Here is a 23,932-nt window from a genome sequence, read left to right on the forward strand (position 1 = left end):
TAAAAGCCCCTTAATTGGGGCTTTTTATGTAACAAATCCATAAAAACTGCGTTCTAATAATCTATCAATCAAAGAGAACACGCTATGCTACAACGCTTTTTTATTTTCTGCTCGGGAGCCGATACCCAAATTTTAGAGACTTGTTCCAACGGGGAACGCAACAAATACGCTGGCATCGGCGCTACCGTATTCTTTACCGCCGTTATGGCATTTATTGCATCGGGCTATGCCCTTTACACGGTTTTCGACAATATATATACCGCTGTTTTCTTTGGACTGATATGGGGGCTGCTCATTTTCAATTTGGATAGATATATTGTGTCCACCATCAAAAAGCGGGACAATTTTAAGGGAGAACTGCTCCAAGCGGCTCCGCGAATTGTTTTGGCTTTGATCATCGCCGTGGTGATTTCAAAGCCCTTAGAGATGAAAATTTTCGAAAAAGAGATCAATCAAGTACTTCTAGAAGAAAAAAATGCATTGACCTTGAACAACAAGGAACAATTGGCGCTCCAGTACACCCCAAAAATTGAAAGCCTTAACCAAGACATCGCCAACCTGAAGAATGAGGTTGCGACCAAAGAAGCAGAGACCAACGCCCTATACGATACCTACATTTCCGAAGCCGAAGGCAGAGCGGGAACTGGACTATTGGGCAAAGGGCCCGTGTACAAGGAGAAACGTGAAAAGCACGATGCGGCACTGTCAGAACTCAATTCCTTAAAAGAAACGAATGCCGGTAAAATCGAGAATATCGAGGCCCAGATTGCGGCCCTTCAAACCGATTACGACACCGCAGTTGCCCATTCACAGCCCATTATTGATGGTTTTGACGGATTGATGGCTCGTATCGACGCCCTGGGCAAATTGCCTTGGTTTCCTTCTTTCTTTATCTTTTTATTATTCTTGGCCATCGAAACAGCACCTATCATTGCAAAATTAATGTCCCCGAAAGGTGAATACGATTTCAAATTCGAAGAACAGGAAAGCGTAGTGTCCACTTGGATTACCCAAAAAGTGGAGCAACGCAAACTTTTGCTGGCCACCGATGGAGAACTCAACCAGCAAATCTACGCGGATATTAAAAATGAAGAAGAACTCTATCGCTACAAAAAGCAAAAGGCAGAAGAGCTGTTACGTTTACAAGCAGATAGTTTCCACAACCTCCAGGTTAAAAATCTTTAAATTTTTAAATACACCGTTGATTCAATCGAGATATTCTTTATCCCGTTTCAGCATCCTTCTTACATAGCACTGCCCTATCTTTACACGGTGTTTTTAAGCGATTTGAAAATAATAGTGATTAAAGCGCTTCGATTTAACGTGTATGAAGGATAATAAATGGAACCGGAAACGAATCCTGAGATTAGTCGGGAAAAGCATTCTTGTTTTGTTGATATTGTTCATCATTTTGGTGGTGATCATCCGAACTCCTTGGGCACAAAACATTATTGTTTCAAAACTTACGGATTATGTATCCGGTAAAACAAATACCAAGGTCGAGGTAGAAAGAGTCTTCATCACCTTTTCCGGGAACATCATGGCAGAGGGAATATACCTTGAAGATAAACAGGGGGATACCCTCCTCTACTCCCAAGAAATTCAAATGGACCTTCCCATTTATCCTTTGCTCTTTAAAAATGAACTTTCCATTGACGATGTAGACTCCAAAAACTTAGTGGCCAATATACGACGGGGCACGGACGCTGAAAGTTTCAATTTTGCCTTTTTGATAGATGCCTTTGCCACTTCGGATACCACTTCGGTTTCCGAGCCCATGTCCATTTCGCTGGGTGATTTTCAATTTACCGATTGGAAAGTGCGGTATGATGACACCTATCTGGGAACCAAAATCAATTTGAACCTCGGTGAAATGCAGGTTGAGGTAACCGAATTCGACCTTGACGAAATGAATTTCGGAATAGATGACTTTGTTTTAAAGGACAGTCAACTTTCCTATGAACAGACCCATTCCCCACCAACTTCCGATGATACTTCAACCTCGACCCCACCCAAAATTTCCATTGATGGCATTCAGTTGGACAAGGTAGAGCTTGTATACAATTCAGACCCTGATGACATTCAAACCAGGTTGCAATTATCCAAATTTGATTTGACCGAGCTTGCAGTTGACGTTTCCAAAAACAGTTACAAAACGGATGAAATAGCGCTAAAAAACTCCAACATTATATTGAATCTAAATCAGGCCAAGGACACCATCAAAAGTCAACAGGAAAACAGTCCTTTCCAGTGGCCGGAAATAGAATTACAGGCCAACCAACTGGATTTGGAATCAAACACCTTACGTTTTACGAGAAATGGCGCAAAGCAAAACGATTCTATTTTTAACCCTGATGCCTTTACCATCAACGAGCTTACTTTCAAAGCAGATGATTTGAACTACGCTCCTTCGGACTTGGCTATTGAACTCGAAGCGTTCAGTTTCCGGGAAAGTTCTGGTATCGCCCTACAACAATTGGGTTTCAAAACATCCATTACGGATACCAAAGCAGTTATTTCAAATTTGGCCCTACGATTAAACCAGAGTAGCCTCAATGCCAATGCCGACATACGCTACGAATCCTTGGATAATGCCTTAGACAATCCACAAAACAGCACGCTACAAATCGGTTTGAATCAACTTCATGTGCAACCTGCAGACATACAAAGCTTCCTGCCCAAACTGCAAAAGAATGATTACATAAATGCACTCGCCCAACATGCCATCACAGGGTCGGTGAAGGCAAACGGAAGCTTAAAGGTGGTAGATGAGTTTGATACCCAACTAGAATGGGGTTCCTCGTCCATTGTAATGCAAGGAAGTCTTTCCAATATCATGGAAATGGATTCCCTCACCTATAATTTGAAAAATATAGATATAAAATCCACGGAAAAAGATATCCGACCGTTTATATCCAAAGACAGTGTAGGCTTCACGATTCCAGAAAACATTGCCCTCACAGGAACGCTCAAAGGTGACCTCGAATCCTTACGGACCAAGTCAGTTTTACGGATTCCTGAGGGACGCATCAACCTGAATGCCCTTGCAAATTTTGGAAATCAGAAACGCTTTGATGGCACCATAAGCACGGATAGTCTTCAACTTGGTGCCCTGCTTCAAAATAAAAATATTGGGGCAATCTCGCTAGAACTAAAAGGCTCTGGCTCAGGAACGGAACTTGCGGATATGGATGCCCAAGTTAAAGGGACCGTATCACAACTTCAGTTGAATCAATATGAATACAATCACATCCAATTAGAAGGTGAATTGAACAATGGCACAGGGCAAGTTGCGCTCGCCATAGCAGATGAAAACCTTGATTTAACAGCTGATACCTCCATCGATTTTACTTCTGAAAACAACGCCATAACCTTTACGTTGAACATTGACGGAGCAGATTTAAGAAAACTTGGATTTACAAGGGACGATATAAAAATCGCCGGCGATATTGAAGGATCGTACAACGGAAGATCGAACAACTATAAGGTCAACACCTCGATCAAAAATGGTATAGCGGTCTCGGACAACAAACAATTTCAGATTGCACCAATACTGCTGAATGCCCATGTTCGGGACTCTATCACAGATGCCACGGTGGAGAGTGGCTTTATCAACGGTGGACTGTATTCCAATGCATCTCCCGATAGGATCAGGACGGCACTGAAAAAGCAACTGGAAAATTATTTTTCCAACGATAGTACCCTTTCTGCCGATTTGGATGACGTTGAGGCCCGATTGGATTTGGCCCTAAAACCCACACCCATCATTTCCAAGGTCTTTTTTAATGGTGTGGAAGATTTGGATTCCTTGAACATAGATGCCGACTTTAACTCAAAAACAAAAAAATTGGACGGAAAAATATCCGTCCCAAAGTTTACCTATGCTGGAAGCACCGTGGACAGTCTTGAAGTAAATCTCAAGGGCGACTCCACCAACCTCAATTTTTATGCAGGGCTCAAAAATTTTGAATACGACCCCATACTTTTAAAGCGAACCCATATAGAAGGAAACTTAAAGAACAAAGAGTTGGTGCTGGACTTTAGTTCTGTGAACGATACTACACAGATCATGCACATAAGTTCCGAACTGGTGTTCAAAAAAGACACCATTAGCTTGCACATTTCCCCTAAAAACCTGCTGCTGAACAAAAAATCATGGGAAATCCCAAATGACAATAAAATTGTAATGGCGGAGTCATATACGGAATTTCAGAACTTGGTGCTTTCAAGGAACGGACAAAAACTGGAGGTATCCACAACGGTTCCCCAAATGGAAAATGAACATATTGGAATCATTTTCGAAAATTTTCAGCTTCAGACCTTTCTAAGCCTTTTGAATCCAGAGGAAGCACTGGCCAAAGGAACGGTACAGGGAAATTTCGTGATTCTCAACCCTTATGAAGCTACTGGATTGGTTTCAAAAATGGATATCTCGGATTTTCGTTTGATGCGGAACCCGTTGGGGAGTCTCAGTTTAAACGCCTCCTCCAAATCCCTTTCGGACTATGATTTTGACCTAAAACTCTCTGGCGGAGGCGCCGACTTAACTTTGACAGGAGGATATGTGGCCCGTCAAAATGGTTCGGATCTAAATATGGATCTTGACATTCAAAAATTTGAAACCAGTATTATTCAGGGATTTCTCAAGGACGAGATATCCGACCCATCAGGTTATTTTTCAGGACACATGAAGGTCGGTGGCACGCTGAACGACCCAACGTATTCGGGAACATTGAATTTCAACGATGTGGGACTCACCCTTTCAGCCTTTAAAACAAACTTGAGCATAAAAGAGCAAACCCTTAATCTAAATGAAGAGGAAATTATTTTTGATGATTTCAGAATAAACGATACCAATAAAGGTACTTTGGTGCTCGATGGAACCATTTTTACTGATGAGCTACTAAATCCTAGGTTCGACCTATCCATCCAAGCAGATAAATTTACAATGCTCGATTCCAAAAAAGGCGACAATGAACTTGTGTATGGAAAGGCCATCGTTGATACGGAATTGGAAGTGACGGGAGATCTGGAGCTGCCCATCATTAACGGTAAACTTACCATTGGTGATGCAACCGATCTTACCTACCTGGTTCCAAAGACACAATATGAAATACAGGAGAGAGAAGGTGTTGTGATCTTTGTCAACCGTGAAAATCCCGATGCCATCCTGACCCGAAACACTGGTGAAACGACCAACTCCATTTTTGAGGGAATGGACATCAGTACCACCTTGCAAATCTCGGACGAAGCAGTTTTCACAATTATATTGGACGATCGCACGGGAGACATGCTTCAGGCATCAGGTAATGCGACCTTGAATTTGAACATTGACCCCAATCAGAGCATCCGTCTATCCGGAAGGTTAGATCTAAATTCAGGTTTTTACAAGACGAGCCTCTATAATTTGGTAAACCGTGAATTCACAATAAACGATGGCAGCAACGTGGTTTGGTCTGGGGACCCCTACAATGCAACTTTGGATGTTACGGCCACTTACGAAGTCGAAACTTCGGCCGCACCCTTGATGTCCTCCATAAGCTATGGACAGGACACGGGAATCTCGGGACAGTACCAGAGGCCTGCCAAATTTTTGGTCTATTTAATGGTCGATGGAGAAATCACAGCCCCAGAAATCTCCTTTGCCCTGGACATGCCCGAAAATGTGCAGGGAAGTTACGGTGGAGGTGTCTACGGACGCATCCAGCAGTTGAACGAACAAGAATCCGAGCTCAATAAGCAGGTTTTTTCCTTATTGGCCCTGAACCGTTTTTACCCCACCTCGGGTAGCGATGGAAGTAATGGTGGCGCTGTTGCCATTGCCCGAGACAATGTGAACAAAGTACTGTCCAGCGAGCTCAATTCCATTTCCAACAAAATCATGGGAAACACAGGACTGGAACTGGATTTTGACTTGGATAGTTTTCAGGAGAATCAGGGAGATGGCTACCAAAACAGGACACAACTGAACATTAACGCAAGTAAAAAACTATTCGACGACCGTTTTATCGTTACCGCTGGAAGTGCCGTGGATGTTGAGGGAAAGTCATCAAGCTCGGATACCGCTACCCCAGTCATTGGGAATGTGACCCTGGAATACCTCTTGAACGAGGAAGGCACTTATAGACTTAAGGGTTTTAGAAGACAGGAATACCAAAATGTTATCGATGGGCAATTGATAGTGACCGGGCTTGCCTTTATTTTCAATAGGGAATTCAATAAATTCAGTCAATTGTTCAGTCCCATAAAGCCCAAGACCAAAGAAGAGGAAATAAACGAAAAGGACAATGACAAGAAGAAACCATAAAATCATTTTTTGAAAACTTTTATCAAAACATATCTTTTGTATGGTGGCCTAGCAGCTTTGTTGTTCCACTCCTGCAGTATAAAAAAGTTTATCCCCGAAGGCGAGCGTCTCTATACGGGGGCAGAATTGACATTGGATACCATTGGCAACGTAACCGAACTAAAAGATGTTGAGTCTGAACTGATCAATCTGATTGAGCCCAACCCCAATACCACATTTTTGGGAATGAAGCCTGCGCTATATTTTCATTATAAGGCACAGCGGAAAAAACCAGGTTTTATGTACAAGTTCCTTAATAAATCCTTTGGTGAGGAACCCGTATACTTCTCCGAGGTGAATCCGCAACAGGTGGAAGAGCTTTTATTGAACCGCTTGGACAACAACGGCTTTTTTTACAGCAGATCCAGCTCCGAGACCCTTTTAAAGGAAAAATTTGCATCGGTCAACTACTCGGCAACGGTACAGGAACCCTATACACTGGAAAACTACGAAGTGGACCGTGATTCCCTGCCCATCTACAACGAGTTGTTGGACCTCATCAAAGAGACCCCGTTATCACAAAACGACCGTTTCGACCTTGATCTTTTAAAAGCGGAACGGGAACGCTTAGATCACGGATTAAAACAGCGAGGGTACTATAACAGTCATGCCAACCTTATGATCTTTGAAGCGGACACCAATCAATACAAAAATCGAAAATTCGACCTGTTCCTTCGTTTAAAGAAAAATGTCCCTAAAAAAACGGCCATACCCTACACCATCGACTCAATTACAGTTTACCCCAATTATTCCATTGAGGGCGACACCTTACCATTGTCCAAACAAAACCGAACCACGGTAAACGGGACCGATTTTATACAGAACGAATACTATTTTAAACCCAAATTACTGGAAACGTATCTCTTGTTCAAAGAGGGAGATCTGTACAATGCAAACACCTCTAAAATAACCAGCAGCAGGCTTTCTTCCTTGGGCAGTTATAAGTATGTGAACATACAGTACACCGAATTGGACACTACCTTGACCGACGGCGACGGAGGCTCCCTTGCTGCAGATATTTATCTGGCCCCTTTGACGAAGCGGTCGTTGCGGGCAGAAATACAGGCGGTGACCAAATCCAACGGATTTACGGGCCCAGGACTATTGTTGACCTATAACAACAGAAACCTTTTTAAAGGAGGGGAAACCTTGAGCCTGTCCACTCATTTTTCTTATGAATCCCAACTTACGTCCGGAAGCAATTCCAGTTTAAGCAGTATTGCTTGGGGTGTAAAAGGAGATTTGATTTTCCCCCGTTCCATTCCTTTTTCACCAGAAAATTTCAGGTATTCCGTTCCCAAAACAAAAATATCCGCAGGGGTTGATTTCTTGAAAAGGAGTCAACTTTTTACCTTGAGTTCCATCAACGGTTCTTTTGGATATACCTGGAAGGAAAACCGATATGTTTTTCACCAGTTAGATCCAATTAGTATCAATTACACCCGATTGTCCAATGTAACGGATGAGTTCCAACAGATATTGGATGACAATCCCTTCCTCCGTAGAAGTTTTGACCAACGTTTTATAGCAGGACTCCTGTACACTTTCACTTATGATGAAGTATCCGATCTGGGCAAGGATTATCCTATTTTCTTTTCCACCAATATCGATTTGGCAGGAAACTTTTTTAGTTTGATAGATGGCGGTTCAGGTACCATTTTTGGCTCGGAATATGCGCAATATGCCAAAATGGATGCAGATTTTCGGTTTTACCTGAGAATGGGCAAGGAACAAACTTTGGTGTCCAGAGTGTATGCTGGATGGGGAATACCTTACGGAAACAGTGAGACCCTTCCCTTTGTGAAACAATTTTTCTCAGGAGGTCCCTATAGTGTTAGGGCTTTCAATATCCGTTCGCTTGGGCCAGGAAATTTTAATGCCACTTCCGAAGATTCCACTACCGATTATTTTGACAGATCGGGTAACCTAAAACTGGAAGCCAATATCGAGTATCGTTTCCCTATATTCTCCTATCTTAAAGGTGCTTTTTTTGTAGATGCTGGCAATGTATGGCTTACCGGAAATTATGAAGATTTGGAGAATGACCAGCAGACCAGTAATTCTTCCAACACATTGTTTACCGATGGCAAATTCGAATCGGATTGGTTAAACGAAGTTGCCGCTGGATTCGGATTTGGTTTACGGGTGGACATCCAAAACTTTGTCATCCGTTTTGATCTGGCATCACCTTTTAGAGTGCCTTATCAACCAAAAAATGACAGATGGAACGTTCCCTTTTTTGGAAACAACGGAAACAAAGCCACATTGAATTTTGCCATTGGCTACCCTTTCTAATCCCTGATGATATCCATTTTCCGCAACAAAAAGGAAGCATTCATGTTCTGGCAAACCCCTTTTTTAAAGGTATAGTCAAAATACAGTTCCCCATTTACGATTTGGGCATCAAAATAGCGGTTTTCCACTTCGGACAGTTCGTCGGCAAGGCTGCACAAACTTAGATCGTGCGTAGCGACCATGCCCGTAGACCCATTTTTTACCAATCTTTCCACAAATTTTTTGGAGCCAGCGGCCTTATCCACACTATTGGTACCCTTCAAAATTTCATCCAAAATTACAAAACAGTCATCCTTATCCAGCTCCTCCACTATGTATTTTAAGCGTTTGAGCTCCGCATAAAAATAGGAAGTCTCATCCGCCAAAGAATCCGAAGATCGCATACTTGTTAGCAAACGTACGGGGCTGTACAACACTTCTTTTCCTTTTACGGGCAAACCCATGTTGGCCATTACTATCTGCAGGCCAACGGCACGCAAAAAGGTACTTTTACCAGCCATGTTGGCGCCCGTAACTATGCAAAAACGACCTTTCGCGATCTCAAAATCGTTTAAAACGTTCTTTTTGGGGTCCACCAAGGGGTGGCCCACTTCTTTCCCGCTAAGGATAATCTCACCATGGACCAAGTTCGGATAGGTATGATCAGAATGGTTGAAGGCATAGGTGCCAAGCGTAATGTAAGCATCAAACTGGGCAATGGCGGAAAACCAATCTTCAACATCATCCCCATATTTCTCGATCCAAGATTCCACTTTATAGGCATAATAAACACTATATAGGCCGAGACCCTGCGCAAACATCGAAATTATGAGGTTGAACTGCTGCTCCAACATCGTCATACTTTGGGAAAATTTCTTTAGAATTTTTGATGTCCTCTCCCCTTTTACCTCTAGTTTTTTCTGAAGCTCTTGCAGCAATTCTGAGCTGAAAGTATGTGCTTCCAGTTCCGAAATCAGTCGTTGGTGTTGTTGAATGGTTTCTTGAGCCTCCGATACATTTGTGGTAAATCCGATAATGTTCTTTGCATAGCGACCTACAATTCCAGCGCCCAGAAGATACCAGAACAGAATCAAACTTTCGGGCACCTGGCCCATAACCGCCAATGTGATCAAACCAATTGACAAAACGCCAAAAATCGGGGGAACGATTCCCGCCCATTTTGGCATGAAAGACTTGTGGTTTTTCATCCAGTCGGAAACCACATCGGGGGATATTTTGGGTCGGGTCTCTCCTGCCAATGCCGAGAAATGTTGCCGCCATTCGGGTAATTGGGCCAGTTCCTGAATCGCTGCCTGTTTTTTGGCTATATCCTTAGGATACCCGTCCAATAAAAGGTTTGAAAACACCTCCCTACCCTGCACCAAGGTCGTACGGTTGGAATACTGATAAAAGGAGCCCCTTCCAAAAATATCCAAATCCTGCGCATACGGGTGGTCCGGTTCCAAAAACGCCTTGCCGTCGGGCAAATGATGAAACTTTCGGGCCAGGATGTTCAATTCGGTATTGTTGATTTCGATAAGCCTTTCCAAATATTCCTTGTGCCGTTTTACATTGCTAAAGCGGGTGACCAAATACAAAAACAGCGCAACGCCCAAGGGCAGCAGTATAAATAGCAACGAACTTCCCCAAAGGAAATACATACCAAGGGCCAATACCACAAAAACTGACAAACGCAAGGTGGCCAACAGGCCCAATTGTTTTTTTACCTGCTGAAGTTCCTGTTGATGTTTATCTCGCTGGGAAGTGTAAAATGTTTTTAAATCTTTCATGAAACATCAACCTAAATTGTTGAGCTCTTGTTGAAGCTTTTTGGTCAATCCGGATACGACCAATTCATAGGAATGGTCGACCAGATCTTTGATCAATCGGGGAGGGAGTTCTTCCAGATATAAGGTGTTCCAATGGGTCTTGCTCATATGATAGCCTGGCATGATTACACCATCATATTCCTCCCGAAGCTCCACGGCCCTTTCGGGGTCGCACTTTAAATTACACTGTGTAGGGAGTCTTTCCAAAGGCACGAGGGCGAACATTTTGCCCATCACCTTGAACACTAATGTGTTTTCATCAAAAGGAAACGCTTCGGTCACCCCCTTTTTGTTCAGGCAAAGCTCCCGAAGTTCCTCTACATTCATTGCTGGATTCCCTGTGAGTCGTAAACAATGACTTTCTCCCAAAAATCTTCGCACTCTTCTATAAAAACCTTGTGAGCAGCTTCGTCTTGGTAGGCGGCCTGATCTTCGGCAGATTCAAAAGAAAGAATCAAAGAGTAGGTGAACGAATCGTCCACCACATCGCGGATGGCTTTTGGCGGCTTACCAATAAATTTTGTCTTCGCGTACTGCGAACTGTTCAAAAATTTGGTCAAGGATGCTTCAAAAGTGGCCCTATCGGCTTGACTATCTGGATTTTTAAACCAGAAATAGACCACGTGGGCAAACGTGTGGTCAAAATTATTGTTCATTTCATTTTTGATTTGTACACAACTGGAGGCTAATACACCTACCAATAGCAGGGTTACAATTTTGGTTTTCATATTTACTCTTCTATCGATTCTTTTTCCTTTTTTGATATTTCCAAAGCGGAATAATCCAATGTCCATCCAATGGTCTCCACTATTTTTTCCACGACCAAAACGGCCTGTAATGCTTCTCTCCTTGCGGTTTCCATCAACCCGCTTTCGGGTATCTTTTTTCTGATATGCTCTTTGGCCTCTTGATTCAGATTGGTCAGGTCTGTGGGCGAAAAGCTATTAAAAATACCATTTTTAATGTCATAAAATTGTAGGTCTGGCTCAATGGACAATATTTCTGGCTCTGGAAAATGGTTGAGCATGATCCGCTTCCTGTCGTTATCCGCTTTCAAATCCAATTTGTTCAGGTCGTACCCGATCTGTGCCTTCGCTTTTATGACGATCAATGCCTTTTTCTTGCTTCGCAACAGACTCATAAAGCTGTCCTTGGTGTTCTCGTAATGATAGATCTCGGCAAAATCCCCTTCCACCGAAACCAATTTGCATACACTACGGATCTTATTGAGAATTACGGTAGACTGTTCTTCGGTAATTTCTTTGTTCTTCTTTTTTCGGAACAGGGAATAGACCCAATACATGATTATTGCGCCCAAGATCAATCCCAAAACAATATCCACAACTTCGCCCATGTTATTTTCCTATTTCACCCAAATGGGTAAACTTAAATCCTTTGTCATATTTTAATCCGTATCCCAGCATTCTGTCCAACGCGGAGTGCGAGAACAAAATTACCCCGATCAACTGGCATAAAGGTATGGAAAAGTAAGCGCCCACAAGATAGATGAGTATGGCCACTCCCTTATGATGAAACAGATTATAACAAAAAGCTCCGATCTTGTTTCCGAAAATGTAGCCCACCATTCCAATATCAGGGGTTAAAATCAATACCAAAAACCACCACCAGGGGTAATCCAGCAAACTAAAAAGGTAGATGCCCAGAACGAACATCATTACCTCTTCCAATTTCAGGGTTGTCTTCATTTATGGGTTTTCAATTTTGTACAACACGGGTCTACTGGGGCTGGCATCGTTTTCAAAGGGTGCTACTTGTAGGTTTAAAAAGTAGGTGCCATCCTCCACAGGGTTGGGCACATAAATAAATTCTGTTATGGTGGCTTTGGTCCTTGGTTTTCCGCTCATGTTCCAAAAAGCCTTGTGCGCCAAAAGCTCTCCCCCATCCCTTTCCTTGTCCACGGAGGGGAGGTCTATCAATAAATGATCCACTCCTTTTTTCACCAAATATTTGGCCGCTGCCTCCGTCAGGTACGTTGGGTTGGTATCCGAATATTTTTTGCAGCGTTTGTCGCCTAAATTGGGCATCGTCCTGATAACTACGGCCTGTCTTTTTTTGTTGCCCAAGGCGTATTTTATTTGCTTTTCTGAGATGACAAAATCCTCGTCCATTTGTTCGGGGGCCACGGTGATTACCTCGGCCAAAAAGAAAAATTGCTTCAGTTTTTTGTTGATGGAGTTGAACTCCTCGGAAATATGTCCCAAACACTCGGTATGCGTAACGTGCGAATGTGGGTTGAACCAAATATCGTTGAAATTGGTAGATGCGCCCTCGCTTACCTTGCCCACAAACCCGTCCTCTTCATGCGGTGAGATTTTGGGCGGGTCCAAGTACCATGCGTTCACGTTTTTGTCGCCCCCTTTGAGTGGTATGGAAATATCAAGGGGTTTGGTGAGGTCTATTTTATAGTTACGGGAGTTGTGTTTTATTGTGGCAATCATTTAAGCTAAACTAGTTTGCAGTAATTAAGTCAATTCATTTGATAAATGCAATTATTAAGTTCCTTTTGGTTGAATTCTGCTAACTTCACAAAACGGAATCTATTATTTATTGTAACGAATCATATGTTAATCATTAGCTGCAATTATATATGAGAAATTTCATTTGGAATAGAGATCCTCAGGAAGCAATGGATAATCCATATGAATATGAGGCTCAAAAACAGTTTAGAAAAGAAGCTAAAAAACTTATTCGTGGTTTAAGAAGTTATATAATAACTGAATACAATTTTAAACTTACAGAAAAAAGTACTGAGAAAGCCGTTTGGATGCTAACGATGAATGCTTTGGATTCAGCATTGGAAATTGTTAGATCCTTAAATAAACAAAATCATAGAGTTACAGCTCATTTATTAAGGACAATAGATGAATCAATTGATTTAGCGGAATTTTTCAACTCTGAATCTATAGAAGCTAAAAACAAATTGGATCGATGGTTTAATGATGAAATCATATCCCATTCCGATTTTAGAGATTATATAAAGAAAACTAGAGGAGAAGAAACTTCACAATTGCATAGAGATTATTACAGAACCATTTCCAAATTTTCTCATAATTCTTATAAAACACTTCTTTACAGTTATGTACAATTGGGTGACGAATCAATCATCCATGAAAGCAAATATGATAGTGGAATATTAATTCCTGTACAAACTATTTCTATGTATCACGCAATATCCGGAGCCTATTTTCAAAAAATTGCTTTTAAAATGGCAGAATTTAATTTGATAGACACAATTAAAATGCTCGAAATGATGAGTGATTCACAAGATGTGAAAACTGAGAAAAGAAGATTTGAGTCAAGAAAAAAATAACCGCTGTTAACAACCTATATCTGCAATTGCATCTTTATCTTCCGTAAACAACTGTGTAGCATGAAAGTCAGTAATTATAGCTATCTTAGTTTTTAACCAATCTGCAACGGACTGACTTATAAAAAAGATAAATGCTATCCCTCATATTGAAACATTCCACTGAACAACGTTGCTTCATAAAAATCATGACTTTAGAACCTTCGTAATAATTTGAAAGCCAACCCACCTCAACTTTGAACCAATGATCACTACGCATAAATTGAAATCTTTACTTTCGACATTAATTCTAGCATTTTTAGCCCTAATTGATGTAAATGCCCAAAAACTTGACAACAACATGGAAAAAGAAAAACCTATTGAAGTTGCCTTTATCATGTTCGATGATTATGAAACTTTGGATGTTTTCGGGCCAGCAGAAATTTTTGGCCGTTTAGTGGATCTATACTCACTCAAGTTTTATTCCCTCGAGGGAGGTGTAGTCACCAATAGACACAAAGTTCCCATCATGACCGAAAAATTTGAGACCATGGGCACTGGATCCAAAATCATTTTGGTTCCAGGAGGTATGGGTACCCGAAAGGAAGTGAACAATCCCCAACTATTGGATAAAATAGAAGAACTATCCCAAACGAGTGATTTTGTGCTTTCCGTTTGTACGGGCAGCGCACTTCTCGCCAAGTCTGGACTATTGGATGGCAAAAAAGCTACGTCCAATAAGCGGGCATTTTCATGGGTCGTTTCCCAAAATCCAGAGGCTGATTGGGACAAGAAAGCGAGATGGAAAGTTGATGGTAAATACTACACCTCTTCGGGCGTAAGCGCAGGTATGGATATGGCTCTGGGCTTTTTAGCCGATAGACATGGTATTGATTTCGCCAGAAAAGTGGCCAAAGAAATTGAATACAACTGGATAGAGGACAAGGATAACGATAATTTCGTGGCCGAATAAGCACTACTCTAGATTAAGCATAAAAAGGTCCGAGGCAATCCCATCCGCCAAAAACTTGCCTTTTTTTGTCGTGAGCAATTTTCCATCCTTGACAGCCAATAATTCCTGCTCCAAAAATTTGGATGATTGTTGGTTGAGATACTTCAGGTAATTCTCTCCAAATTCGGAAGCTATCCTATCCAAATCCACACCCCAAATGGTCCGCAGGCCGGTCATCACATATTCGTTGTATCGGTCCGTTGTGGAAAGAGTTTCAATTTCGCTAGGCAGTTCGCCTTCGTTAATTTTTTTGATATAGGTCGGGTTGTTCCTGATGTTCCAACTTCGATGGGTTCCATCAAAGGAATGTGCCGATGGGCCAACGCCCAAATAGGTTTTGCCCAGCCAGTAGGCGGTGTTGTTTTGGGAGAAAAAATCAGGTTTTCCAAAATTGGAGATTTCATAGTTCACAAAACCATTGGCTTCCAACATATCCACCAGAATGTGGAACTGCTCCTGTGCCTGCTCATCATCCACATCGGGAACCACACCTTTTTCTATAAACTTTTTGAGGGCCGTTCGGGGTTCCACCGTTAGCGCGTAGCTGGAAATATGGGGCAGGTCAAAATCCAAAGCTTTTTGAATATTGGCTTTCCATCGTTCATTGTCCATACCAGGGATTCCGTAGATCAAATCGATGGAGATGTTGTCAAAATGAGTTCTGGCTTCCCGAATACAGTTTTCAGCTTCTTGGGCATTATGTGCACGGTTCATCAAACGGAGATCTTCTTCAGAAAAGGATTGGATGCCTATGCTGAGACGGTTTATTGGACTTTTGGATAGTTGGATTATTCGATTTCTGGACAAATCATCAGGATTGGCTTCGAGGGTGATTTCTGGATTATGAATTACTTTGTAATTGTCATAAACTGCCTGAATCAAATGTTCAATTTCATCATTGGATAAAACCGATGGCGTTCCCCCTCCAAAATAAATCGTCTCGACCACCTCTTCAATCTCCGATTTGCGTAAAACCAGCTCTTTGGCAATGGCCTTGACCATGGTTTCCTTTTTTCCCAACTGGGTGGAAAAGTGAAAATCACAATAATGACAAGCTTGCTTGCAAAATGGAATATGGATATAAATTCCGCTCATTCAATCAATGATCAATTAACAATTAGCAATGAACAATCCTTATTTCTTAATTCTTGATTCGTTTTGCTTTACAAAAGCTTCCCAACCCGTATAGCTTTTGCCTACCTCTACCCTGCCCTCATTGTAGAAATGACATACTGCGGCCGCCAAGCCGTCCGTACTGTCGAGGTTTTTGGGCAAGGATTTCAATTTTAGGACGCTTTGAAGCATACGGGCCACTTGCTCCTTACTGGCATTTCCATTGCCTGTGATGGCCATTTTTATCTTCTTGGGCATATACTCGGTAATCGGTATTTGTCTGGACAGCCCAGCTGCCATCGCTACCCCTTGCGCACGGCCCAATTTGAGCATCGATTGCACATTTTTTCCATAAAATGGGGCTTCAATGGCAATTTCATCGGGGTGATAGGTATCGATAAGTTCCAAGGTGCGTTCAAAAATAAGTTTGAGCTTGGTATAAGGGTCATCGTACTTTTTGAGCATCAACTCGTTCATTTGTACAAAATGCATCTGTTTGTTGATAACCTTGATGATTCCAAAACCCATGATGGTGGTTCCAGGATCTATTCCCAATATAATTTTTTCTGTAGCCAAATCAGTTGGTGTTTAGTACGAGCGGAAGCCTAAAACGTAGACTTACAGGGTTTCCTCTTTTCAATGCGGGTGCCACGGTCGTCAAGTCGTTCAAGCTTTCGGAGATCTTGCTGTTGAAATCCGATATTTCGTTGAGTACGGAGGTTTTTTCCTCCACGTTCAAAACCGAAATAAAACCGTGCTCATCAATCAAAAAATCGATATATACGGTATCGTTCATATCGTTGCGAACTTGAAACTCGAGTCCAGCCAAAGCTTCCGAAAAATATTCGGTGATTACATTCTGAAAGCACTCCTGTTGTGCCTCTTTCGGGGCGGTTTCATCACAGTCCTCAAAAAGTGGGTATTGGTCCACATCGTTCCAATCGATGGCCAAAAGTTCTTCATTGACCAGTTTTTGGGTCTTGTCCTCCTTGGACTCGAACAGCTCGCAGGACACGAGCAACCCCATAAAAATGATTGATAAAACAAACTTCTGCATGACAGCCCCTAGAATTTGGCTGAAATTACGACATTTTGAAGAAATCAGTTGCCGACGAAATGGATTTCCTCCTTTATCTCGGTTATGCGTTTTGTGACCCGTTCCTTGAGCCAAGGAACTATATCCGGGTACATCTCGAGCAACTTTTCGTAATAGTTTAAACGGGTTTTGGGGTCTTTATAGTACTCATCCGCGAGAATACAGATCTGATAATAATTGTAATAGTCATCTTTGTTCTCTTCCCAAGCCTTCACATAGTAATCCATGGCCTTTTTGGTCTGTCCTTTGAGTCGCGCTATACGCCCAAGATCTGCATATTCTTGTGGAAAGGTGGCCATTCGCTCCTCAATGGATTTTTCAATGTAGTATTGCGCACTGTCCAATGCCTTTTCCTTAAAATGTACCTCGCCCAATCCCGAATAGGCGGCCGCTTTCTTATCTGGAAACCCGCTCAATTTGTGATATGTCTCCAATGCCTTTTTTGGTTCCCAGTTTCGGAAATAGCTAAAGGCCAGTTTTTCGTACACAAAAGGCTTTTCCTCACCCAATTCCAATAATCGTTCAAAATGGGGAATGGCTTGTTTAAACTGACCGTTATTAAAATAGGCCAAGGCCTTTAGGTTGATCATGGCCACATCGTTTCCATAAAACTGAAGGCCCTTATCGATATAGACCAGTGCGGAATCCCTGATTTCTTGACCCACATAGTATTTTCCCAAAGCGTACAAACTGCGTAAATGGGTGCTGTCCATTTTCACAGCGATCTTGAACGCCTTGTTTGATTTATCCGTTTTATCAAGGGATTCGTAGGCCCTTCCCAAATAATAGAAATACTCAGGGTTCTGTTGTTCCGATGATGTCAAAACCTGAAACATTTCCATAGCTGATGCATAGTTCTTGGTTTTCAACAATAGCTTGCCCAGTTCAAAGCGTGCCAGTTCAAATTCAGGGTTGTTCTCCAAAATAGCTGTGTACTGGGCAATGGACTTATCATAGTTCCCTATGGAATTATATGAACGTGCTATTTGAAAGCTCGCTTTTTCATCCCCGACTTCTGCATATGCATTGATAGCGGAAGCATAATTTCCCAAGGCATACAAACTATCGGCAACGGCCAAAGCCGATGTTTGTGCACCGGCTTTACAACTTATAAGGAGTATGAGAACAATTATCTTCTTCAAACGGATTGCTTATTTTAATTTGAATGTTATTGGAATTGAAAAAATCACATCGGCTGGTTTTCCATCTTGCATTGCAGGTTCCATTTTTGGCAATTTCGCAATTATTCTTTGCGCTTCAGCCTCCAAAATAGGACTTGGCCCTTTTGATTTAATATCCACGATATCTCCATCCGCATCAATACCGAACATAATGGCCACCCGACCTTGAACTCCTTTTTCTTGTGCTTCTTTTGGATAATTAAAATGCTTGCGAACATGGTTTTGAACGCTCTCCAAGAAACAAGCTCTCTTGTCGGCTGCATTTTCACAGCCAGGAAATACTGGTGCTTCATCAATTTCGGCAAAGGGAACCCAACCATCTCCACGCTCACCAAACTTTTGAATTTCCTTGTTTATTTCTTCTTCATCATTCCCCTGGAGCCTGAATGTTATCGGAATGGAAAAAGGTACCTTGACCGTCTTGCCTTCGTGTTTGCCCGGTTGCATTTGTGGCAACTTAGCTAAAATTCGCTTGGTTTCTTCTTCCAACAGTTCATGTGGGCCTCTCATGTTGATATCGACCACGTTCCCTTCTTCATCCATTACAAAAATGGCACTTACTCTTCCTTGAATACCAAAAGCTTGTGCTTCATCAGGATAATTAAAATGTTTACGGATGTGTGCTTGAATTTTTTCTTGGAAACAAGCCCTTTTATCTTCGGCATTTTCACAGCCTGGAAAAACAGGCACTTCATCAATAACTCCAAACGGAATCTCATTGGCAACGGCCAGGGATACCCCATCAGCCGAATCAAGCTCGGTATCTTCCTTGTTAGTTTCACAAGAAGTATACACTAACATGCCCAATACAAGGGGCAACAACAATACATACTTTAATTGCCAAACGGCTTTGGACTTCTTTTTTTGTAACATGACTATTCGTTTTTTGATTAGTGATTTATTGAAAAATTGATTGACAAAACTGATATGCTGTGTGTTGAAAGCTTCGGAAAGCAACATTTCATAATGTGCTGCCTTATTTTGTTTAACGGCTTTTTCATCGGCAATGAATTCATGCAACTCGGCAAGTCTGTTTTGATAGATATACACCAAAGGGTTGAACCAGAATACGATTCGAGCCAACTCAAAAAAGAGCAAATCCAAGGTGTGCCATTGTTTTACATGCACCAACTCGTGGGCCAGGATATTGGCCTCTTTGTCCCTTTTGATTTCCTCGCCCATAAAAACGTTTCGGAAAAAGGAGAAGGCCGAGGTACTTTTGGGCACTGTGATTTTTGTGAAGTCTTTATAATTCTCCACAATACTTTTACGGCGGAGTCTGCTTATCTGAATCAATTTGTACACAAACCATATGGTCGCCAACATACTACCTATGGCCAAAATCAGATAAGGCCATGGGATACGGTCCAGAAAACTGGTTTCCTCTGCGCCTGGACCAAGCACCACGCCGTTCAATTGTGAAAGGAATACCGTTGTAGTTTCCAAACCCTGTGGCATAGTGGTCTGGAGCGCTTGAATCTTCACCCAGGGCAATATGAGGGAAAGGGCAAACGTACCCAACAGATATGCACGGTTCCATTGAAAAAAGGTCTCTTTCTTTAGAAAAAGGTCATAAGTCAATAAAAAGACCAATTGAAATGCCAAGGATTCTAATATATAGGTAATCATTGCTCTTTGTCTTTAATGTTCTTCATAATGTCTTCGAGTTCCTTCAGGCTGATATCGTTCTTTTTCATAAAAAAGGATACCATACTGCTAAATGACCCTTGGAAATATCCATCCATCAACGTATTCAAGCGTTGGTTGCTGTACTCTTCCTTTTTCATCAAAGGAAAGTACACGTGCCCCTTGCCCACTTTCTCATGGGATACAAAACCTTTGTCCTCCAAAATTCTGACAATCGTGGACACGGTATTATAGGCTGGTTTGGGTTCTGGCAATTCTTCCAAAATTGCGGCTACATTGGCTTTTGTCAATTGCCAAAGGAGCTGCATAACCTCTTCTTCTGCCTTGGTGAGTTGCTTCATTTTTCAACTAACTTTTTAGTTCAACACAAAACAAATATAACTAAATATTTAGTTTAAACTAACTTTTTAGTTTAAACATTAGATTTTGTTTGTAACAATTGTCGGCTACATTTGTCTAATAGTAAAACACAGCCATGGACATTGCATTGCTCATTTTAGGGTTTCTTTTGATGCTGGTCGGGATATTGGGCAGCTTTCTGCCTATTCTGCCAGGACCACCATTAAGTTGGGTGGGACTCCTATTGCTTTATTTGACCGAAGCCGTGCCCAACAACTGGTGGGTGCTCACAATCACATTTATAATTGCAATAGCCATCACCATTTTGGATTATGTGATTCCTGCCATGGGCACCAAACGGTTCGGTGGCAGTAAAGCAGGTATGTGGGGTACCATTGTGGGTCTACTGGTTGCCATATTTGTTCCCATATTTGGTCCACTTGGAATAATAATCTGGCCGTTTATTGGCGCATTGATCGGAGAATTGCTGAACAAGGCCAATAAAGAAACCGCCATGAAGGCAGCCTTTGGTTCGTTTCTAGGTTTTTTGACGGGCACTTTCATGAAGTTTGTCGTAACCCTTCTTTACGCTATATTTTACGTTTACATTACCGTGAAGTACGCGGGTGACCTGTTTACGTTTAGTTAGTCAAACCACTCCACTTTATTATCTATGGGAGTTCTTGCCGATGGAATCACTTCACCGTCGAAATATCCCATGTAGAAGAAGCCCAAACATTTTTCCCCCTCCTTCAAATCAAAGAACTCGTCCATAAACTTGATGAGACCAGGCGAAGACCAGTAGCTTCCTATTCCAAGTTCGGTACAGCACAACCACATATTTTGTACCGCCATGGCCGTAGATGCGATTTCCTCCCACTCGGGCAAACTCTCTTTTGGGTCACGTTGCATACAAATGGCAATTACAGCTCCCGAGCTGGACGGATTGAACTGTAATTTTTTAATGGTCATCTGTTTTGGGTTTGGGTCTACCTCCTCATACTTATTGGAAAGAAAAATACCCAATTCCTGTTTTTTATCCCCTGTCAACACTTTAAAGCGCCATGGTTCGGTTTTTTTATGCGTAGGCGCCCAATTGGCCGCTTCCAAAATCTTTTCCAAGGTTTCCTTGGTGATGGGCTTATCTATATACTGCTGAGGAAAAATACTTCTTCGCTCCTTGATCAAATCAAATATCATACTACTTATTTACGTTGAATTCCAAAGTTACACTCCAAAAGGTTCACATCATAATTTCATGAGCAAGTCCATACATTTTTGAAGCGCAGGATTGCGGTTATCGGTTTTCCAGACCATGCTCAGCACCGCCCGTTGTTTTATATTCTTCATTTCAATAAACTTTACCTTCATCTGAAATCCATGTTGAAGGGTCGTCGGCACAATGGCAATGCCCAATTTATTCTCCACCAATTTAAAAATAGTCTGTGCATGTACCGATTTATGGGAAACATTCGGCACAAAACCACTATCCTCACAAATGCTGAGCACCGTATCGTAGTACATGGGGCTATAATCTTGGGAAAAGAGGATGAAATCCTCATCCGCCACTTGGTTGATGTTCTTAAAATTCTTTTCATCCAAAGGATGTTCCGCTGGCAACACCAAGGAAAAGGTATCTTCAAAAACAGGTCGGACATCCAGTCCTTTTGGCACACGGGACAATCGCACAAAACCAAGATCCAATCGGTCTGCCAGTATCGCATTGATTTGCGCCCGGTTCGAAAGCTCTTCCAAAGTGGTATGTACCGTTGGATACTTTTCCTTTAACCCCAACAATAAATTTGGCACCACATTTTGCATGGCCGAACCCAAAAAACCGATGCGCACCTCGCCCAATTGTCCTTCTCCGATAAGCTTTACCTGTTTTTTGGTCTGCTCCAGATGATTCAGGATAAATTCAACTTCCTTTTTTAAAAATTCGCCTGCGGGGGTCAGACTTACTTTTTTCTTGTCTCGCACAAAGAGTTGGGTACCCAATATTTCCTCCATTTGTTTGATTTGGGTACTCAAACCTGGTTGGGAAATAAACAGCTTTTCAGCCGCCTTTCTATAATGAAGCTCTTCGGCCACGGCCAAAAAATAGATAAAGTGTCGTAGTTCTATCTGATAATTCATACTTATTGATCATTACAAAAATAAGTATTGGCAATTATTAATCATAACCTTTAGTTTTATGGAAAAGAAAAAATATGGCAAAAAACCGAACATTTCACTTTGGCGAAGATCATTTGACCGCAAGCAAGGCTTTGGGATTGGCACATGGCACCCTAAAGGGTGTTTTCTCCCAAGAATGCCTGAAAAATGTAAATGCCAGTCATCAACGTGTACAGCGTATCGTGGAAAAAGGCGATACGGTATATGGGATCAATACGGGTTTTGGCCCATTGTGCAGCACCAGAATATCTAAGGAAGACACCAAAATCCTTCAATCCAATATATTAAAGAGTCACAGCGTGGGTGTGGGAGAACCCATCTCCACTGAGTTGGCAAAAATCATGCTCATTCTTAAAATCCACGCCTTGGCGAAAGGTTTTTCGGGTATTGCTGAAACTACTTTGCAACGCATGCTTTGGCATTTGGAAAACGATGCCATTCCGGTGGTTCCATCCCAAGGTTCGGTTGGTGCATCTGGCGATTTGGCTCCACTATCCCATTTGTTTTTACCCTTGATAGGCCTCGGCAAGGTAGAATATCAAGGAAAAACCATTCCAACAAAAGAACTTTTCGAACAAAACGCATTGCAACCTTTGGAGTTGGGCCCAAAAGAAGGACTCGCTTTGATCAACGGAACTCAATTTATCGCTGCACACGGGGTGATGGTAGTTCATAAATTACAACATTGTTTGCGACATGCCGACATTATCGGCGCTATGATGTTGGAGGGACTTCAAGGCTCCATGAAGCCATTTTTTGAGGAATTGCATGAACTGCGTCCGTTCAAAGGCAACCAACACGTGGCAGGCAGGATTCGAACCCTACTCCAAGGTTCCGAAATATTGGAAGATCATATCGATTGCGAACGGGTGCAGGACCCCTACTCCCTTCGTTGTATGCCACAAGTGCACGGTGCTTCGCGTAATGCTTGGCTCCATTTGAAAGAGCTTTTGGAAATCGAACTCAATTCGGTAACGGACAATCCCGTCGTCATAAATGATGAACTGACCATCAGTGGCGGTAATTTTCACGGGCAACCCTTGGCCATGGCCTTGGATTATGCCGCATTGGCGGCTTCTGAAATTGGAAACATATCCGACCGACGCATCTATCTAGCGCTGGAAGGCAATAGCCCCGGTGTCCCCAAATTGCTCATGAAGGATACGGGTATCAATTCGGGCTATATGATCCTACAATACACTTCCGCAGCATTGGCGAGCGAGAACAAAGGTTTGTGTTTCCCTGCCAGCGCCGATAGTATCCCGACTTCATTGGGGCAGGAAGACCATGTGAGCATGGGGTCCATCAGCGGTAGAAAAGCGCTCAACATAATTGAAAATGTGGAAAAAATCCTTGCTATTGAATTGTTGACCTCAGCCCAAGCATTCGAATACAGAAAACCATTAAAATCAGGCATTCTGTTGGATGAAATCCATACATTTCTGAGAACCAAGGTCGCCTTTGCCGAAAATGATCGTGTTTTTGCCGATGACATTGAAAAAGGAATTGAAATCATTCAAAACAGGGAAATCATCGATTTGGTGGACCGTGTGATGGATGAAAAAAAACTGAAGTGGAATGCCCCACATCTTGATGAATTTGAAACATATTAA

Annotated in this window: 21 protein-coding genes; 7 read left to right on the top strand and 14 right to left on the bottom strand. The window is 42.1% G+C overall.

Features of this window, described 5'->3' with window-relative positions:
- The first annotated feature begins 84 nt into the window (after nucleotides 1-84).
- The 3 genes from K1F36_RS07230 to tamL all read left to right on the top strand — a co-directional run bounded on the left by K1F36_RS07230 (nucleotide 85) and on the right by tamL (nucleotide 8,641).
- On the top strand, nucleotides 85-1,185 hold the full coding sequence (locus K1F36_RS07230; protein ID WP_220113218.1) for a DUF4407 domain-containing protein: 1,101 nt from the start codon (nucleotides 85-87) through the stop codon (nucleotides 1,183-1,185).
- A 142-nt stretch (nucleotides 1,186-1,327) separates the two neighbouring features.
- Nucleotides 1,328-6,307 carry a translocation/assembly module TamB domain-containing protein gene (locus tag K1F36_RS07235; RefSeq protein WP_220113219.1) on the top strand — a complete coding sequence of 1,660 codons (4,980 nt, stop codon included), beginning with the start codon at nucleotides 1,328-1,330 and terminating at the stop codon, nucleotides 6,305-6,307.
- 9 nt (nucleotides 6,308-6,316) lie between these two features.
- On the top strand, nucleotides 6,317-8,641 hold the full coding sequence (gene tamL, locus K1F36_RS07240) for a translocation and assembly module lipoprotein TamL (RefSeq protein WP_258538969.1): 2,325 nt from the start codon (nucleotides 6,317-6,319) through the stop codon (nucleotides 8,639-8,641).
- On the opposite strand, the gene K1F36_RS07245 is transcribed toward tamL, so the two are convergent.
- From K1F36_RS07245 to K1F36_RS07270, 6 genes are read right to left on the bottom strand one after another with little or no spacing between them, the layout of a single operon-like run.
- Nucleotides 8,638-10,410 carry a MutS-related protein gene (locus tag K1F36_RS07245; RefSeq protein ID WP_220113220.1) on the bottom strand — a complete coding sequence of 591 codons (1,773 nt, stop codon included), beginning with the start codon at nucleotides 10,408-10,410 and terminating at the stop codon, nucleotides 8,638-8,640. The two genes, tamL and K1F36_RS07245, sit on opposite strands and share 4 nt — an antisense overlap.
- Before the next feature lie 6 nt (nucleotides 10,411-10,416).
- Nucleotides 10,417-10,776, bottom strand: coding sequence for an MmcQ/YjbR family DNA-binding protein (locus K1F36_RS07250; protein WP_220113221.1), 360 nt, complete (start codon nucleotides 10,774-10,776; stop codon nucleotides 10,417-10,419).
- Nucleotides 10,773-11,177, bottom strand: a complete 405-nt coding sequence (locus K1F36_RS07255) for a Dabb family protein (RefSeq protein WP_207034478.1) — start codon at nucleotides 11,175-11,177, stop codon at nucleotides 10,773-10,775. Before K1F36_RS07255 ends, K1F36_RS07250 begins: the two co-directional genes overlap by 4 nt.
- Nucleotides 11,178-11,179: 2 nt before the next feature.
- Entirely contained in the window at nucleotides 11,180-11,803 is a 624-nt protein-coding gene (locus K1F36_RS07260; RefSeq protein ID WP_220113222.1) for a DUF4230 domain-containing protein, read from the bottom strand.
- 1 nt (nucleotide 11,804) lies between these two features.
- Nucleotides 11,805-12,155: a DUF4260 domain-containing protein gene (locus K1F36_RS07265; RefSeq protein WP_220113223.1), complete on the bottom strand. Its 351-nt coding sequence runs from the start codon at nucleotides 12,153-12,155 to the stop codon at nucleotides 11,805-11,807.
- Nucleotides 12,156-12,908 (bottom strand): cyclase family protein, encoded by a 753-nt coding sequence (locus K1F36_RS07270; protein ID WP_220113224.1) that lies wholly within the window; start codon nucleotides 12,906-12,908, stop codon nucleotides 12,156-12,158. It abuts the gene before it with no gap.
- Nucleotides 12,909-13,057: 149 nt separating this feature from the next.
- On the opposite strand from K1F36_RS07270, the gene K1F36_RS07275 reads away from it, so the two are divergent.
- The gene (locus K1F36_RS07275) at nucleotides 13,058-13,780 is read left to right on the top strand and encodes a hypothetical protein (protein ID WP_220113225.1); all 723 of its coding nucleotides are present in this window, start codon (nucleotides 13,058-13,060) and stop codon (nucleotides 13,778-13,780) included.
- A gap of 337 nt (nucleotides 13,781-14,117) precedes the next feature.
- On the top strand, nucleotides 14,118-14,729 hold the full coding sequence (locus K1F36_RS07280; RefSeq protein WP_258538970.1) for a DJ-1/PfpI family protein: 612 nt from the start codon (nucleotides 14,118-14,120) through the stop codon (nucleotides 14,727-14,729).
- 3 nt (nucleotides 14,730-14,732) lie between these two features.
- On the opposite strand, the gene hemW is transcribed toward K1F36_RS07280, so the two are convergent.
- The 6 genes from hemW to K1F36_RS07310 are packed head-to-tail and all read right to left on the bottom strand — an operon-like array spanning nucleotide 14,733 to nucleotide 20,146.
- Nucleotides 14,733-15,863, bottom strand: a complete 1,131-nt coding sequence (gene hemW / locus K1F36_RS07285) for a radical SAM family heme chaperone HemW (protein WP_220113226.1) — start codon at nucleotides 15,861-15,863, stop codon at nucleotides 14,733-14,735.
- Nucleotides 15,864-15,902: 39 nt separating this feature from the next.
- Entirely contained in the window at nucleotides 15,903-16,457 is a 555-nt protein-coding gene (ruvC, locus tag K1F36_RS07290) for a crossover junction endodeoxyribonuclease RuvC (RefSeq protein WP_207034465.1), read from the bottom strand.
- 1 nt (nucleotide 16,458) lies between these two features.
- Nucleotides 16,459-16,938 carry a hypothetical protein gene (locus K1F36_RS07295; protein WP_220113227.1) on the bottom strand — a complete coding sequence of 160 codons (480 nt, stop codon included), beginning with the start codon at nucleotides 16,936-16,938 and terminating at the stop codon, nucleotides 16,459-16,461.
- 44 nt (nucleotides 16,939-16,982) lie between these two features.
- The gene (locus tag K1F36_RS07300; RefSeq protein WP_220113228.1) at nucleotides 16,983-18,119 is read right to left on the bottom strand and encodes a tetratricopeptide repeat protein; all 1,137 of its coding nucleotides are present in this window, start codon (nucleotides 18,117-18,119) and stop codon (nucleotides 16,983-16,985) included.
- A gap of 9 nt (nucleotides 18,120-18,128) precedes the next feature.
- Nucleotides 18,129-19,787 (bottom strand): M56 family metallopeptidase, encoded by a 1,659-nt coding sequence (locus tag K1F36_RS07305; RefSeq protein WP_220113229.1) that lies wholly within the window; start codon nucleotides 19,785-19,787, stop codon nucleotides 18,129-18,131.
- Nucleotides 19,784-20,146, bottom strand: coding sequence for a BlaI/MecI/CopY family transcriptional regulator (locus tag K1F36_RS07310; RefSeq protein ID WP_220113230.1), 363 nt, complete (start codon nucleotides 20,144-20,146; stop codon nucleotides 19,784-19,786). Before K1F36_RS07310 ends, K1F36_RS07305 begins: the two co-directional genes overlap by 4 nt.
- A gap of 134 nt (nucleotides 20,147-20,280) precedes the next feature.
- Here K1F36_RS07310 and K1F36_RS07315 point away from each other — a divergent pair, with 134 nt between their 5' ends.
- The gene (locus K1F36_RS07315; RefSeq protein ID WP_220113231.1) at nucleotides 20,281-20,793 is read left to right on the top strand and encodes a DUF456 domain-containing protein; all 513 of its coding nucleotides are present in this window, start codon (nucleotides 20,281-20,283) and stop codon (nucleotides 20,791-20,793) included.
- On the opposite strand, the gene K1F36_RS07320 is transcribed toward K1F36_RS07315, so the two are convergent.
- Nucleotides 20,790-21,344, bottom strand: a complete 555-nt coding sequence (locus K1F36_RS07320; protein ID WP_220113232.1) for a nitroreductase family protein — start codon at nucleotides 21,342-21,344, stop codon at nucleotides 20,790-20,792. The two genes, K1F36_RS07315 and K1F36_RS07320, sit on opposite strands and share 4 nt — an antisense overlap.
- Before the next feature lie 48 nt (nucleotides 21,345-21,392).
- The gene (locus K1F36_RS07325) at nucleotides 21,393-22,280 is read right to left on the bottom strand and encodes a LysR family transcriptional regulator (protein WP_220113233.1); all 888 of its coding nucleotides are present in this window, start codon (nucleotides 22,278-22,280) and stop codon (nucleotides 21,393-21,395) included.
- A gap of 74 nt (nucleotides 22,281-22,354) precedes the next feature.
- Between K1F36_RS07325 and hutH the strand changes: the two genes are divergently transcribed.
- Nucleotides 22,355-23,932, top strand: a complete 1,578-nt coding sequence (gene hutH, locus K1F36_RS07330) for a histidine ammonia-lyase (RefSeq protein ID WP_220113234.1) — start codon at nucleotides 22,355-22,357, stop codon at nucleotides 23,930-23,932.

The sequence above is a fragment of the Flagellimonas abyssi genome (assembly GCF_019457905.1).
Taxonomy (GTDB): Bacteria; Bacteroidota; Bacteroidia; order Flavobacteriales; family Flavobacteriaceae; genus Flagellimonas; species Flagellimonas abyssi.